The organism is Algibacter sp. R77976, from assembly GCF_044594645.1.
Lineage (GTDB): Bacteria > Bacteroidota > Bacteroidia > Flavobacteriales > Flavobacteriaceae > Algibacter_B.
In genome coordinates, this window is record NZ_CP138989.1 from 2310281 (window position 1) to 2327012 (window position 16732).

Genomic DNA, 16732 nt, shown 5'->3' on the forward strand with positions numbered 1-16732 from the left:
TTATTACATAGAATTACCAAAAATAACAAAATAATAAGAAAATATTTCACAATACTTGTTATGCTGTCTTTTATTTGGGGAATCGAAGCTCAAAAACAGTTAGAGGTTACAATTAATAGTTCAACAAAGGTAACACCAGACGGTGAAGGCGGATTATACTTTGCAGGAACCAAGGATGTTAATTATAGGTTTGGCAAAAGAATATCACCTCATGGCGATTGTTTAGATGTTGTTAATGGCTATGCTTTTGTAACTTGGTATAAAGGCGGTATGGACACGCGTAATTTAATGCTGTCAAGAAGGAATTTAAATATTGCTAATTCCCCTTGGGTTACTATTGAATTTCCTCATAAGCATGTAGGTCAAGGTGGTGAAATTCTTAATGGCACAGGTATTAGAGGGGACTCTCATAATACTGCGGCTATTGGGATAAGTACAATAGATAATACCATTCATATATTATATGATATGCATGCTTATAGGGAATCAAATTTACCTAACGATTTTTTTAATTATTCTGTTTCAGTTGCAAATAGTGCTTTCGTACCAGATGCTCAGTTTAATTTAAGCATATTCAATCCAAAACAAAATTATTTAAAATTAGGACAAGATTATAACCGTATTACATATCCAATGATTCATAGAGCAAACGATGGTAGTCTTGTAGCTAGATATAGAATTGGAGGTTCTGGTAACGGAGATATTTTTATGGCTCATTACAATGGTAGTACTTGGACTAATAACTGGTTGTATCATGAAGGGACTTTGCCTGTGCCAGATAGAAATAATATGTATGGAGGAGAGCGTTTTTTAAATGGGAAATTTTATTCCGGTTTTTCAATACGCTATTCAACAAATAACGATACCGAAACAAGTAATGGTTATATGTTAAATAGTGGATTATATTTCGCATATACTAATGATATTCCAAAAAATCAATCAAGTCAATGGTTTGATGTTTATGATAATCCTATTTCTATTCCTATTCAAAATAATATTCATCCAAATCCGGACCCCGTAAAAATAGCAGAACCTGGTGAAGATTTTGGAACAGCCTCGCAACCTAGAACATCGTCAGACCCGTCATGGACTGTAACTGAAAGTGGAGCTATCCATTTTGTTACCCGAGTTGATAATATTAATGTTCACTACTATAAAGGACCAGGAGATTCTAACTTTTCAAGTAATGCAGGAGGTTTAATTCCAAATCCTGATACGCGCGGTGAATTATATAGCTACAAAAACCATGTGTTTATGGTTGAGCTTTTATCTGGTAAGGTTAATATAAAAACAACTTTAGAAGGTACGAATGATTGGAAAATAATTTACACAGAAACAGATTCCATATCTTATAACCATTTTGATGCATTTGTAGCAGGTAACAAACTCTATGTTTACCTTATGGAAGATACTGGAAATAATACGCCTGGTGTAGGAGATAAACGTCCCTTATATTTTAAAGAATTTACGTTGTCAGAATTAGATGTGCCAAATCCAGTTAAAATAAAAATTGAAGCTGAAGACTACGATGCAGGTGGGCAAGATGTTGGTTATAACGATATATCTGTTGGTAATTCTGGAGGTGTTTACAAATCAGATGATGTGGATATTGAAGCTAGTTCAACAGCATCAAATGGTTTTGTTGTTGTTCATTTTCAAGGTAGTGAATGGTTACAATATACATTTCAGGTAGATACACCAGGAACTTACGATTTTATAATTACAGCAGCTAATAGAAACAGAGACGATTCTATTATGGATATAGACATTAATGGAACTTTATATGAAGGCGTAAATATTACAAGGACATTTGACTGGGAAGTTTTTGGAGAATCTAAAATTCAAAATATTATACTAAATCAAGGTGCTAACATTGTAAGAATCACTCAAAGAAGATCTTTATCTAGTACACCAGATAAATTAGAATTTGTTCTTACATCGGCATTAAGTATAAATGATTTTGAACAAAACCCAGTTTCTATTTACCCAAACCCTAGTAAAGGAATATTTAGTATTGTATCAAATCTTCAAAATGTAAAATATAGATTGGTAAATATGCAAGGGCAGGTTTTGATAAAAGGAGATGTTTCACAAAAAGAAGTCGATTTATCTAATTATACAAATGGAATTTATTTTCTAGAATTTACTGTTAACAATAGTCATATAGTGAGTAAGATAGTACTTAAATAGATGATTTGTAAAATAAAAAGAATAGTGTTTTATTTTATAAATTTTGAAGGCCCTTAAACAAACGAAATGGACGGTAATAATCCATTCTTAAATTATTGGTTAGATATTATTTTAAAAACTTCAAAATAGAATCAATTGAATTCTTATAAATTATTTTTTCTAAAAAAAACATATTACACCATAACACTACAGGACGGGTAAGAAAGGATGATATTATACCTTTATTGTTCGTTATTTTTTATGTAAATTAGAATTTAAAAACATGTGTAAAAGGGTTGTTAATCTGGTAATGCTATTAAATTTTATGATTTTAGTGCACGCCCAAAACCCTATTGTATCTAACGTTGGGTTAAATGATCCGCATATTCATATTTTTAACGATACCGCATACGTTTATGCATCTCACGATAAGTCTATAAACAACGACAAATTTATTATGGAAGATTGGTGGATATGGTCGTCGCCAGATTTAGTGAATTGGACGAAACGTAGTGTTTTAAATCCAAAAGACACCTACATTGGCAAAGATTTTTCTAGATGTTGGGCAACCGATGCTGCTTATAAAAACGATAAATACTATTTTTATTTTTCTGAAGGTAACGAGCAATCAGGAGTTGTAGTAGGCGATACACCTGTTGGGCCTTGGAAAGATGTACTAGGGAAACCTCTTTTGAAATCTGACATGACTCCAACTCATGAGTATGATATGGCTGTTTTTGAGGATGATGGTGAACATTACATCATTTTTGGTGTTTGGGAATATTACATTGCTAAGCTTAATAATGATATGATGAGTTTAGCTGAAACTCCTAAGAAAATAGAAATTAGAAACCCAAGAGGGCCTTATAATCCGCATGGTAATAATGAAGAGATGCCAACAGATGATAAGCCATTTGTGCATAAATACAATGGTAAATATTACTTGTCTTGGGGTTGTTTTTATGCCATGTCTGATAATCTTTATGGTCCTTACGATTATAAAGATTCTGTAATAAAAGAATCGAGTTTTGCTCAAGGATATGATGAACCCACATGGCCGAATGGCTTTTTACAAGGGCGCCATGGTTCATTCTTTGAGTGGCATAATCAATGGTATTTTATTTACTGTGATATTAGTCAAACAGGAAATCGTTATTTTAGAGATAGCTTTATAAGTTATGTGCACTATAAGGATAACGGCGACATAGCAACTATTAGAGTTGATGGCATTGGTGTTGGTAATTATAATGCTAATTCTAGTATTGAGGCTGAAGATTTTTTTAAAGCATATAAATTAAATAAGGTCGAAAATACTAAAGGCGGTTTCAGTATTCAACCATTAGAAAATGCTAGTTATGTTATTTACCCTAATATAAAAGGTTTAAGTAATAAATCGATATTAGAATTAGATGTTTTAGCAAATCAAGCAGCGCTAGTAGAAATAAGAGAAGATAATCCTAACGGTAATTTGTTATTTGTTTGCGAAGTGCCTAAAAATGATATTTACACGTTTCAAAAGAGAACTTTTAATACAAAAAAACTAAAAGAAAATCAATCGTTGTGCCTTGTGTTTAAAGGAGTAAAGGAAGAATCTTTTATATTAAATCAATTACAATTTAAAAACTAAATCAATTCAAATACATTCAAAACTAATGAAGAAATTACTTTTTTTATCGTGTTTATTAATTATGTTGTCGTGTGGAGAAAACACGTCTGGCTCTTCAGATTATAAAGATGCCTCACTTTCAATAGAAGAACGGGTAGAAGCTCTATTACCAAAGTTATCCTTAGAAGAAAAAGTTGCTCAAATGCGAATTTTTCATGCCAATATTGGGACTAAACCAGATGAAAACGGCAACTTAAAACTTTCAGATAGAGTCATAAAAAAATTAAAGTTAGGTATTGCAGGAATTAAAAACCCTGGAGAACATATTGATGCTGTAGCTGCAGCAAAATTAAATAACGAACTTCAAAAATACATTATAGAAAACAACCGTTGGGGTATCCCAGCATTGTTCGTTACCGAATCTTATAATGGTGTAGATGCAGAAGGCTGTACTAGGTTTGGTCGCCCAATGACATCTGCAGCGTCATTTAATCCAGAATTAGTGCAAAGACAATGGGATATTGTTGGTAGAGAAGCAAGATTAAGAGGAATGCACATGTGCCATTCACCTGAAGCGGATTTGGTGCGCGATCCGCGTTTTGGACGTATGAGTGAAGCTTTTGGAGAGGATACTTATTTAACAACTCAAATGGTAACTAGTGCAGTAAAAGGTGTACAAGGTGATTATGAAGGTTTAGGAAATGGAACACATATTGGAGCAGTTGCAAAGCATTTTGCAGGTTATGGACAAGTATTAGGAGGTTCTAACTTCGCGGCTATAGAAATTTCTGAAAGAACTTTAATTGACGAAATTTACCCACCGTTTGAAGCAGCAGTAAAAGAAGCTAAAACCTTGGGCATCATGGCATCGCATGGCGATTTAAATGGAGTGGCAAGTCACGGGAATCCAGAATTGTTAACAGGTGTACTTCGCGATCAATGGGGGTTTGAGGGTTACGTGGTTTCAGATTCTAATGACATTGCACGTCTGTTTTATTTTATGAATGTTGCAGAGTCTCCTGAGGCTGCAGCACAAATGGGATTAGAAGCTGGGATTGATATCGATTTATATGCCGAAGATTCGTATTCATATCTACCAGAAATGGTTAAGAAAAATCCAGAATTAGAAAAATTAATTGATAGATCTGTACGTCGCGTATTAAGAACAAAATTCATCTTAGGACTTTTTGACAATCCGTATATTGATATTGAAGAAGTTAAAAAAGGAGTAAGAGCAGAATCGTCTTTAGAATTAGCTAAAGAATCAGATTTAGAGTCTATTATTCTATTAAAGAATGAAGACAAAACCTTACCGTTATCAAAAGATAAACCTGTTAAAGTTGCATTACTTGGGCCTTTATTAAAAGAGAATACAAAAGCAATGTTTCAATCTGTGGCTGGTAATAATGTAAGATTTATTGCAGAAAAAGGATTTCACTTAACAGACGAAAAAGGAGGTGCGCCAAAGCTTTTAGATAGAGATCCTAAAGCTATAGCGAGTTTAGTTAATAAAGCTAGATCTGCCGATGTGGCTATCTTATTCCTAGGTGGTGATGAGTTTACATCAAAAGAAGCTTATTTTAGTAATAGTACCTTAGGAGATAGAGCAACTATAGATCCGGTTGGTCCTCAAGACGAATTGGTAGAAAAAATTAAGGCTTTAGGAAAACCAGTAATTGTTGTTTTAAAACATAGAAGAACTTTATCAATAAACGTAATTTCAGAACAAGCTGATGCTATTTTAGATACATGGGATTTAAGTGAATTTGGAGATGAATCTACAGCAAAAATTGTGTTTGGAGAGGTGTCACCATCTGGTAAATCGCCAGTTACAATACCAAGATCTATTGGGCAAATACCTTTTCATTACAGCATGAAAGAGATTAACTATAAAAAAGAATATCTATTTTTAGGACAAGGGCCATTGTACCCATTTGGTCATGGGTTGAGTTATGGTGATTTTGAATATTCAGATATTTCAATTTCTAACGCTGAAATCACACCAAGTACAGAATTGGAAGTAAGTGTGAAGGTTACCAATATCGGTAACGTAAAAGCTAAAGAAGTTGTACAAATGTATATCAAAGACGAAATAGGATCTGTTACAAGACCAGACAAAGAATTAAAAGGGTTTGAAAAAATAGAATTAGATGCAGGCGAAAGCAAAACCGTTTCATTCAAGATTACTCCTAAAATGTTAGAATTTACAGGTATTTCAATGGAGAAAGTTTTAGAAGCTGGTGATTATACTGTTAAAATAGGAACCTCGTCACAAGACTATATAGAAACAACATTCAAACTAAAAAAATAAAACATAATGAATAAAACGATTTTAACACTTTTGGCCGTTGTATTATTATTTAATTGTTCAACTGCTCAAAAAGCAGGAGAGGTTAAACCTATCGACAAAGCCCATATAAAAACATCAATGATTAAGGCTTTAGAATGGCAAGAAGCACATCCCATTTTTGCTATTGCACCAACCGATTGGACCGCAGGAGCCTATTATACAGGTGTAACTAGAGCACACAAAGCCACAAAAAATATGATGTATATGGCGGCTCTAAAAAACCAAGCCTATTGGAATAACTGGCAAACTTATGATAGAATGCATCATGCCGATGATGTTGCTATTTCATATAGCTACATGTATATTGATATGACTCAAAATAGAAAGAATTTTGTAGATCTAGAACCTACTAAAAAATTCTTAGATGCCCATTTATATGAAGATGATAATTGGAAAGCTGGAACAGATAAAACAAAATACGGCCGTACCATTTTATGGTGGTGGTGCGATGCTTTATTTATGGCACCTCCAGTACTTAATTTGTATGCAAAACATACTAATCAACCAAAGTATTTAGACGAAATGCATAAGTTTTATATGCAAACATATAACCAATTGTATGACGAAGAAGAACAGTTGTTTGCAAGAGATATGCGTTTTGTTTGGCAAGGGAATGATAAAGATACAAAAGAGCCAAACGGGAAAAAAGTATTCTGGTCTAGAGGTAATGGTTGGGTAATTGCTGGTTTAGCTTTAATTTTAGATGATATGCCTGCAGATTACAAACACCGTCCATTTTACGAAAAACTGTACAAAGAAATGGCCGAAAAAATGTTAGCCATTCAACCAGAAGATGGTTTGTGGCGTACAAGTCTATTATGCCCAGAAACCTATAATCACGGAGAGGTAAGTGGTAGTGGCTTTCATACATTTGCCTTAGCTTGGGGAATTAATAACGGCTTGTTAGATAAAAAACATATTCCAGCAGTAAAAAAAGCATGGAATGCCATTGCAAAATGTCAGCATGAAGATGGTCGTGTAGGATGGGTGCAAAACATTGGAGCTTTCCCAGAGCCAGCATCGGCAGATTCTTGGCAAAACTTTGGAACAGGCGCCTTTTTAATGGCAGGTAGTGAGATTTTGAAGTTAGATTAATTTTAGTTTAAGCAAAAAGTATTTTGCTATATTATAGTAAAGCTCATTTTTTCAACATTTATTGAAAAAATGAGCTTTATGTTTTTATTAGTCATAAAATTCAGGACTATACAGGACACTATTTTGTGTTTATAAAGCTATTTTTATTCAACTAAAAAAGATATAAATGAAGTTCCTTAAAATAGTAGTCCTATTGTGCTTATGTTTTGCAAGTTGTAACGAACTTAAAAAAAAAGATCAAAAATTAGAAATAGGTAAAAGTTCTTTAGATTTACCGCAAGGTCTCAATATACTCTGGTTAGTTACGGAAGATATGGGAGCTTATATTCCACCGTTTGGAGATAATACGGTGGCAACCCCTAATTTAAGTCGTTTGGCAGAAGAAGGTGTCATCTATCCAAACTTATATTCTACATCCGGAGTTTGTGCACCAAGTAGAGCTGCAATTGCAACAGGCATGTATCCATCAGGCATTGGTGCAAACCACATGCGAACAACCTCATATAACGAGTTGGTGGGAGTGCCTAAATATGGCGCAGTACCACCACCTGAGGTGAAAATGATAAGCGAATTACTCCGAACTCAAGGGTATTATTGCACTAATAATTATAAAACTGACTATCAATTTAAAGCACCAGTTACAGCTTGGGACGAAAGCAGCCCTTATGCGCATTGGCGAAATAAAGATGATAATCAACCCTTTTTTGCAGTATTTAACTTTACTGAGACACATGAATCTGGACTCTTTGAGCCTTATGGATTCAGAGAAATTGAAACTAGGTTCTATCACGCAGGCGATAGAGATTACAAATGGAAAGGATTTGGAAAATCTCACGCTAAGAATAGAATGACAGAGGCAAAGACACCAGAGCATCTCCCTAAAGACACAAAGTTTGATATTCCGCCGTATTTACCAGATACAGAAGCTACGCGTAGAGATATGTGGAAACTTTATAATAATATTGGAGAAATGGATAGTCAAGTAGGTGTTGTACTAAAGCAACTAGAAGAAGATGGATTATTAGAAAATACAATAATATTTTTCTACGGAGACCACGGAGGGCCACTTCCTCGAGAAAAGCGTTTAATTTACGATTCTGGTTTAAATACCCCAATGATCGTTAGATTTCCAAATAAAATGAATGCCGGATCAAAAGACGAACAATTAATTAGTTTTGTCGATTTTGCACCAACATTATTATCGTTAACAGGAGCATCACCAAAATCATATATTCAAGGACAATCCTTTTTAGGTGAGAATAAAACAGAAGAACGAAACTACATTCATGCTGCTGCAGATAGGTTTGACGGTTTTACCGATGCTATAAGAGCAGTAAGAGACAACCAGTACAAATATATTAGGAATTACAGACCAGAACAAGGCTATTATTTACCTATTACCTACAGGGAAAAAATTCCAACCATGCAAGAGTTGTTAAGACTTAAAGCCGAAGGTAAATTAAACGATGTACAGATGCAATGGTTTAGAGAACATAAGCCAAAAGAAGAATTATTCGATTGTAAAGTAGACCCTTTCGAATTGAATAATTTAGCCAATAATCCTAAGTATCAAGAAAAGCTTAATGAGTTGAGAGCAGAAATGGATAGGTGGTTAATTGAAATTGGAGATACCCCGAATCTTGACGAACGCAAATTGGTTGACCGTTTGTGGTCTGGAAAGAAAAGTAAACCAGAAACTTCCAATCCCATTATTAGTCTTGAAAACGGAAAGATAAGCGTGAGTTGTGAAACTGAGGGCGCTTCAATAGGTTACAAAATTATTAAAGATGGAAAAATGCCAAATACTTGGATGGTTTATCAAGAACCAGTTGAACTTCCAAAAGGATCAAAAATACAAGTTCAAGCTCATCGCATAGGATATGTTCCAAGTAAAACAATTGAATTTAATTAATCTATCCAAACTTAAATAATAGAAGTATAATGAAGAATTTATTAACCGTGATATTTGTCACTTTCGTTGGATTGGTTTATGCGCAACAAGTAAGGCATATTGAAACTATAAATGATGCATGGAAATTTCACAAAGGTAATATTCAAAATCCGTTTTCAAGTGAAACCGATATTTCATGGGAGCAAGTAACCATTCCCCACTCATGGAATACCCAAGATATTTTAGATGATGAAGATGGGTATTATCGAGGGGAAGGTTGGTATAAAAAAACACTAACAATTCCACAAATTTACGAGAATCAGCAAGTGTTTTTACTGTTTGAAGCGGCTAATCAAGTCACTTCATTATATGTAAATGGAAAGGCCATTGGCGAGGACCATATTGGTGGGTACACTACCTTTGCTAGAGATATTACTTCGGCCTTAAAAGCAGGAAATAATGAAATCACTATAAAAGTAGATAACGCACATAATGATGAAATTGTTCCTCAAGCGGCCGATTTTTCTTTTTATGGGGGTATTTATCGCGATATTCATTTAATTATTACAAAGTCAGTTCATTTTGAAGTGGCCAATTTAGGTGCTAATGCTATTTTTGTTAGAACTCCAGAGGTGTCAGAAGCTTTAGCCAAAACAACAGTACAGTCTAAAGTAGTAAGACCAAGAAAGGGTACATTCTATGTGAAGCAATCGCTTTTTGATGCTAAGAATAATTTGGTGAAAACTGTAAAATCAAAATCGTTTCAAGGGAAAGATGTATTTAGCGAATTTTCAATTTCTAATCCAAATTTATGGTCTCCAGAAAACCCATATTTATACAAATTGGTTTCAGAGATAGTTGATAAAAAAGGGAATGTACTTGATAAGGTAGAAAACCCAGTAGGCTTTAGATGGTTTAGTTTCGATGCCAAAAAAGGCTTCTTTATTAATGGTAAACAAACCAAGTTAATAGGAACCTGTAGGCACCAAGATTTTTATGGGAAAGCCAATGCGGTTAGTGATGAGATTCATAGAAATGACATGAAATTACTAAAAGAAATGGGCTCTAATTTTTTGCGTATTGCACACTATCCGCAAGACCCTGCTATTTTAGAAATGTGTAATAAACTCGGCCTTGTAGCTACTTTGGAAATTCCTTTTGTAGATAAAGCTGCTGCCAACGAAACAGGAAAGCAAAATAGTATTAATATGCTTAAAGAAGCGATTCGCTATAACTATAATAACCCAGCTATTGTAGCATGGAATTTAGGGAATGAAACCACAATGAAAGCTCCAGACAAATTAGGAGACGATTATGTTAAGCATTTTGTAAGCACACATAAGGCACTAGCAAAAACAATTAAAGAAGAAGACAAAACAAGAAACTCTTACTCTGTATTTTTTAGAGAACCCGCTTATCAAGATAAATTAGGAATTAGATTTACTGAAATTGTAGGCTACAATAAATATTATGGTTGGTATATTGAAGAATTAGAAGATATTGATAAAAACTTAAGAGACTTAGTAAAACGTTCTTTAGAACTCGATCCAGATAAACCTTTTATTTTAAGCGAATATGGAGGAGGGGCAGACCCAAGGTTAAGGACTTATAATCCAACACGTTTTGATTTTAGTGTAGATTATCAGTTCTTATTGCATAAAGCTTATATGAAAGCTATTTTAGAAATACCTGAAATTGTTGGTGCAAACGTTTGGAATTATGCCGATTTTCAAGTGGAACATAGAAAAGATGCTGTACCCCATATCAATAATAAAGGTTTGGTATCCGCCTCAAGAAACAAGAAAGATGCTTATTATTTATATCAAGCCTTATTGAAAAAAACACCATTTTTAGCTATTGCGTCTAAAGGCTGGAATAAAAGATCAGGTATTGAAGATCGTGAAGGAACTAATGCAGCTACTCAGCCCATAACGGTTGTAGGGAATAGCAACGACGTAGAATTATTAATAAATGGTAAATCTCTTGGAAAACAAAAATTCGATTTTTCAACAACCACTTTTAATGTGCCGTTTCAGCAAGGGCGAAATTTGATTGAGGTGATTTCAAAAAAAGATGGAATAACCTTGAAGGATTTTGCAATAATAGAGTTTACGCTTCAGCCCAAAAATTTAAAAAGTGAAACTAATCCTTTTAAAGAAATTGCGGTAAACGTGGGGTCTTATTGTTACTTTATAGAGACCGATAATGTCGATTATTTATGGGTGCCCGATAAAGCTTATGAAAAAGGAAGTTTTGGTTATGTAGGAGGCGATTATTTAAGGTTTAAAAGTAAACGAAGAAACAATATTGGTACAAACGTAAGTGTTAAAGGTACAGATAACGATCCCATTTATCAAACACAGTTAATAGGGCTTGAAGCTTATAAATTTGATGTTCCTAATGGCACTTACGAATTATCACTTCTTATGGCTGAGTTAAAAACCAAGGATGATAATGTTATGGATATTATGGTTAACGGAAAAACACTTTGGAAGGAGATAAACATTAAACAAGAATACGGAGACAATCGAGGTGTTACCAAACGTTTTTTAATTACTGTCGAAAACGATAAAGGAGTAACCATTGATTTTAATGCTAAAAAAGGGAAAACCCGACTAAGTGGTATAAAACTAAGAAGCGTTAATTAATACTATTTTTAAGTGTAAAAGGCTTCTTTATAATTTCGTAAAGAAGCCTCGATATTTTTTACTGGTTTAATGATGTCTATTAGATGCCACTATAGATATGTTTTTTAGTTTTAGAACTAACAGTAATAATTTTCAGGAAACATTTAATAAAACAAAGCCAGCAAATTAATTTGCTGGCTTTGTTTTAACTATAATCTTTTATTATACAGTTTTCTTATTAAATATATTCTGCTTAAAAGAAATTAGATTAGACTTACTTAATTTAAGCTTTATTATACATGGTATTTGCCCATCTAATTTGAGCTCTACCTCCTTTAACTCGGTATGCACCATATCTAACGCCAGATTCTATTCCTCTGTCTGGATCAGGAATATTAAAATTGAAAGCTTCACCACCAATTATGGCGTCACAATAATGTATTTTTTTTGTAGCATCGCTTGGGTCTGCTTTAAAACCTACCTCAAGCTCAAAGTCAACTTCTTCATTTTTATTTACACGCTTAAGTAAAACAACTTCTCTGCCGCTTCCTTCTCCACCACGTTCTAAGATACGCTCGGCATAAATATCAAACGCCACTTGATTATTTGCATTAACACCTGTGCCATAAACGGGCTTAGCTAAATACAAACAAATAGCAGGATCATTAGAGCCTCCACCGCCAGTATGTTTTCCTTTGGCTTGTGCTATGTAAGTACCATTCTGGCCATCAGAACCAGCATCACCTACTTCAAGAATTCTAAAGGTACCTGTAAATTTCGCAAAACCTCCTACTGATGTATTTGAAGACCTACTTAATGAACGTTCTATTCTAGGTTGTAACGTGCCTGGTGCATCTTGATTATTAGAGCCGTCAGTTATATTGTAAATGCCCCAGGTAACACCGTCAATAATACTTTCTTTATAATTTGCGTAACAACTTCTATCATCTATAGTTCCTACGTTAACTGGGTCTGCTAAATCGTGTGATGTTCTAGTTGTATTTTCGCCATCTGGGTTGCATGTGGTATAAGCACCCGTATCTTCATCAGAAGCTATAACAACAGGATCTGGTTCTGGTTCTGGATCAGGGTCAGGTTCAGGGATTTTGTAGACTATATTCTCTTCAGAGTAGCCAAGCCCATCTTTTGTACAAGAAAAGAAAGATACAAATACCATTAATGAGAGAATTGATAATACTTTGTAAATAAATTTTGATTTTTTCATAACTGATAATAATATTTTAAGTAAAAATAAATATATAAAACAACCAGATTATCCTGTACTGTCCTGATTCGAGAAAGTTTGAGTTTAAAAGACTAAAATTATTTAAACTATACGAAAGATACAAACATAAATTAAATCAGTTCAATATTTGTTACTAATACGTTTAGCATGACGCAACAGGACACTTTTAAGCAGAAAAAACACTTACTTTATTTTTTAGATCTTAAAAAATGAAGCGCAAATTTTTTTCCTTACTTGTAGTGTTTTTAATTTTTAGTTGTCATACAAAAAAAGACAATACTGTAAGTAATCCTCCCGTATTAACACTTGAAAAATTATCAAAAAACTTTGAGTCTCCGGCTATTGAATACAGACCGGAAACATGGTTTCACCTTAACGGCAATAATATAAGTAAAGAGGGCTTAACGCTAGATTTAGAGGCTATAAAATCTGCGGGTTTGCAAGGCATACATTTGTTTAATAAAGCTGGAAGATTATATCCTGATGTAAAACCAATTAAAATTCTATCGCCCGAATGGGAAGATATCATTCGTCATGCAGCTGATGAATCAAAGCGCTTAGGTTTAAAATTCACCATGCAAAATTGTCCAGGTTGGTCTATGACAGGTGGGCCATGGGTACCAGCCGAAGAAGCACAACGCGAAGTTTTAGAGTCAGTTTATAGGGTTTCAGGTGGAAAAACTTTTAATGAAACTCTAAAATTAGATAGTCTTTACAAAACACCCGACTACAACTATAAAGATATTCAAGTATTGGCTTTTCCAACTCCAGAAGGGGATGATTTAGATCTCTTTAATCCTTCAAAAATTGAAACAAATAATAATATTGTTCCATGGAAAGATATCTTTAATCCTGATTCAAAAATTATAGTTACTCGGAAAACAACACGGCTAAATAAGGCTTTAAAAGATTATAGAGCAACAGGCATTTCAAAAGTAAAAAATAAAAGTACGTGGGTAAAAACGACCTTTGATAACCTAGTAACATTGCGCACAATTACCTTTCCGCAATCGCGCCACATGATTATGGGTACAGAATATCCTCAAATGGATATAAATATTAAGGTAGAAGCACTACTTGATAATCAATTAAAAGAAATTACAACAATACATTTACCTGATGCTAATTGGAACGATAGACGGAAACATGTAACGCTAGCTATTCCAGAAACAACATCAAATACCTTTGTTTTTACTTTTGGAGGTGAACATACCATTGCCCCAGAATTTATTCGATTAAGTTCAAAACCCAAGCTACACAATCATGAGGCAAAAGCGGCTAAAGTATTAAGACGTCTTGAAAAAGAAGTACAATATGATTATGCTGAAAATACTATAATTCCATTTGATAAAATTATCAACCTTTCAGACAAAATGAATGCTCAAGGTAAATTAACTTGGGATGTACCTGAGGGCGATTGGACGGTGGTACGTTTTGGTCATATTAATATGCGATTAACCAATAAACCAGCAGTACCTGAAGCTACAGGTTGGGAATCGAGTAAATTAGATAAAGTGGCCATAGAAAACCATTTAAGAAATGGTATGATTGGAAATTTAATAAAACCTGGCGGTCCAATTGGCGACGGTAAGTTGCACGGTTTGTTAATTGATAGTTGGGAAAGTCACGTGCCTACATGGACAATGAATTCCGAAGATATGTTTACTGAATTTGAAACTCGAAGAGGCTATAGTATGAAAACCTATCTGCCTGCTACTATGGGTTATATTGTTGAAAGCCCAGAAGTAACCACTAAATTTTTGAGAGATTTAAGGCATACCATGGATGAAGTATTTATTGATAATTTCTTCAAACATTTTGCAACTGTAGCCCATGATATGGGGGCCGAAGTGTATACTGAAGGTGCAGGAGGTGAAGTATTACCAATAGACCCTATGCGCTATTATGGGGTTAGCGATATTCCAATGACAGAGTTTTGGTACCCTAGAGCACCATCAAATCAAAACGAATATGCAAAACCAATTTATAATGCAGCATCGGCGGTGCATTTATATAATAAACCGGTATTAGCTGCAGAAGCTTGTACTCAGGTTGGTGTAAAATGGAACGAGCATCCATTTTCTGTTAAATATTTAATCGATTATAATTTTGCTAAAGGCGTGAATCATTTAGTGTTTCATACGTTTTCGCATACGCCTCAAACAAATGTTTATCCAGGCTCTAGCTTTGGTGGCAATATTGGTTTTCCGCTAGTGCGTCAGCAAACCTGGTGGAAATACATGAAAGATTGGACTGATTATTTGGCTAGAAACCAATACGTTTTGCAACAAGGCGAATATGTGGCAGATGTGCTAAGGTATTATGGAGATCATTATGAGCGCCCGCCGTTCGATTTAGATTATTTTCCAAAAGGATACAGATTCGATTATTTGAATGCTGAAATATTACAAGAAAAATTAAGTGTAAAAAATGGTAAACTTCATGTACAAAATGGAGGCGACTATAGAATTATAACATTAAGAGATTCTGAAAGTATGTTATTATCCACAGCTAAAAAACTAAAAGAATTGGTCTTTAATGGCGCTGTGATTTTGGGAGATAAACCAATAGATTCACCAAGTTTAATGGATGATGAAAAGGATTTGGAAGCACTAAAAACTATTTCAGATGAATTGTGGGGCACTTCAAAAAGTGGTGTAAAACAAGTTGGTAAAGGGAAAGTATATTGGGGAAAAACATTAGATGCTGTTTTAAAAGAAGAAAGCATTGCCCAAGATGTAATCGTTCCTGAAGGATTAGAAATTAATTGGATTCATAGAAAAACCGATGATGCTGATATTTATTTTGTGGCTTCAAAAGATGAAAACCCAGTTGATGTGTCTTTAAGTTTTAGAGTCAATAATGTTTCACCTCAAATTTGGGATGCATTTACTGGAGAACAACAGGAGGCTAAGATTTGGAGCAGAGAACATAATAGAACAAATGTGGGGTTATCATTACCATCAAATGGTAGTGCCATTATTGTGTTTTCAAAAAGCGATAAACAATCTTACGCTTCAAAAATAGCGTATAATGATGCCGTGATTTTGAATTCTGAAAGCGGTTGGTATAACATTCATAATTCTGAAAATTATCCAAAATTATCTTGGAAAGGCAACAAATTTATTGCTTCTAGTTCTGGAGAATATAGTTTTTATAAGAATGGAAAAGTAATTACAAAAGTAATTTCTATTGAAGAAAAATCACTTCAAAATGATTGGAAATTATCTTTTGATGTAGGTTGGGATACGCCAGAATCTATTACCGTTTCAGAATTAAAATCATTAACTAAACTATCAAATGATGCTGTAAAGCATTATTCTGGAACAACTACGTATTCAAAAAAAATTAATATAGATGAGCTGGGAACTCAAACAGTTTTGAATTTGGGAGAAGTATCCAACATTGCAGAACTTTGGTGTAATGGAAAAAAAGTAGGCGTAAAATGGGCTCCTCCTTTTGAGTTTGATGTAAGTGAGATGTTAAAAAAAGGAGAAAATAAACTTAAAATTAAGGTTACAAATACATGGCGTAATCAGCTAATCTACGATAACTCTCGAACAAAAATTGAAAAGAAAACTTGGACTACCAACCCACCAAAAAAGAATGAAACAGAACTTGAAGATTCCGGATTAATTGGGCCGGTGGTACTTAGGCTTACTCAGTAATCAGAGTTATCTTATAAATCATAGGTTGTCAATGGGTTAAGTTTATCTGTAACTGTGTATTTCAGCGAATTATTAGCCTG

At 34.0% G+C, this 16732-nt stretch carries 8 protein-coding genes; 7 read left to right on the plus strand and 1 reads right to left on the minus strand.

What is annotated here, in order from left to right; translation table 11 throughout:
• Positions 1-60 precede the first annotated feature (60 nt).
• The 6 genes from SJY43_RS10085 to SJY43_RS10110 all read left to right on the plus strand — a co-directional run bounded on the left by SJY43_RS10085 (position 61) and on the right by SJY43_RS10110 (position 11759).
• Positions 61-2190, plus strand: a complete 2130-nt coding sequence (locus SJY43_RS10085; RefSeq protein WP_396600611.1) for a BNR-4 repeat-containing protein — start codon at positions 61-63, stop codon at positions 2188-2190.
• A 304-nt stretch (positions 2191-2494) separates the two neighbouring features.
• Positions 2495-3796 carry a family 43 glycosylhydrolase gene (locus SJY43_RS10090; RefSeq protein WP_396600612.1) on the plus strand — a complete coding sequence of 434 codons (1302 nt, stop codon included), beginning with the start codon at positions 2495-2497 and terminating at the stop codon, positions 3794-3796.
• 25 nt (positions 3797-3821) lie between these two features.
• Positions 3822-6086 carry a glycoside hydrolase family 3 N-terminal domain-containing protein gene (locus SJY43_RS10095; protein ID WP_396600613.1) on the plus strand — a complete coding sequence of 755 codons (2265 nt, stop codon included), beginning with the start codon at positions 3822-3824 and terminating at the stop codon, positions 6084-6086.
• Positions 6087-6092: 6 nt separating this feature from the next.
• The gene (locus tag SJY43_RS10100) at positions 6093-7220 is read left to right on the plus strand and encodes a glycoside hydrolase family 105 protein (protein ID WP_396600614.1); all 1128 of its coding nucleotides are present in this window, start codon (positions 6093-6095) and stop codon (positions 7218-7220) included.
• Positions 7221-7386: 166 nt separating this feature from the next.
• Positions 7387-9132, plus strand: a complete 1746-nt coding sequence (locus SJY43_RS10105) for a sulfatase (RefSeq protein ID WP_396600615.1) — start codon at positions 7387-7389, stop codon at positions 9130-9132.
• Positions 9133-9161: 29 nt separating this feature from the next.
• Positions 9162-11759 carry a glycoside hydrolase family 2 TIM barrel-domain containing protein gene (locus SJY43_RS10110; RefSeq protein WP_396600616.1) on the plus strand — a complete coding sequence of 866 codons (2598 nt, stop codon included), beginning with the start codon at positions 9162-9164 and terminating at the stop codon, positions 11757-11759.
• Positions 11760-12021: 262 nt separating this feature from the next.
• On the opposite strand, the gene SJY43_RS10115 is transcribed toward SJY43_RS10110, so the two are convergent.
• The gene (locus tag SJY43_RS10115) at positions 12022-12963 is read right to left on the minus strand and encodes a hypothetical protein (protein WP_396600617.1); all 942 of its coding nucleotides are present in this window, start codon (positions 12961-12963) and stop codon (positions 12022-12024) included.
• A gap of 230 nt (positions 12964-13193) precedes the next feature.
• Here SJY43_RS10115 and SJY43_RS10120 point away from each other — a divergent pair, with 230 nt between their 5' ends.
• Complete coding sequence (locus SJY43_RS10120; RefSeq protein ID WP_396600618.1) at positions 13194-16652, plus strand: glycosyl hydrolase; 3459 nt, start codon at positions 13194-13196, stop codon at positions 16650-16652.
• Positions 16653-16732 lie beyond the last annotated feature (80 nt).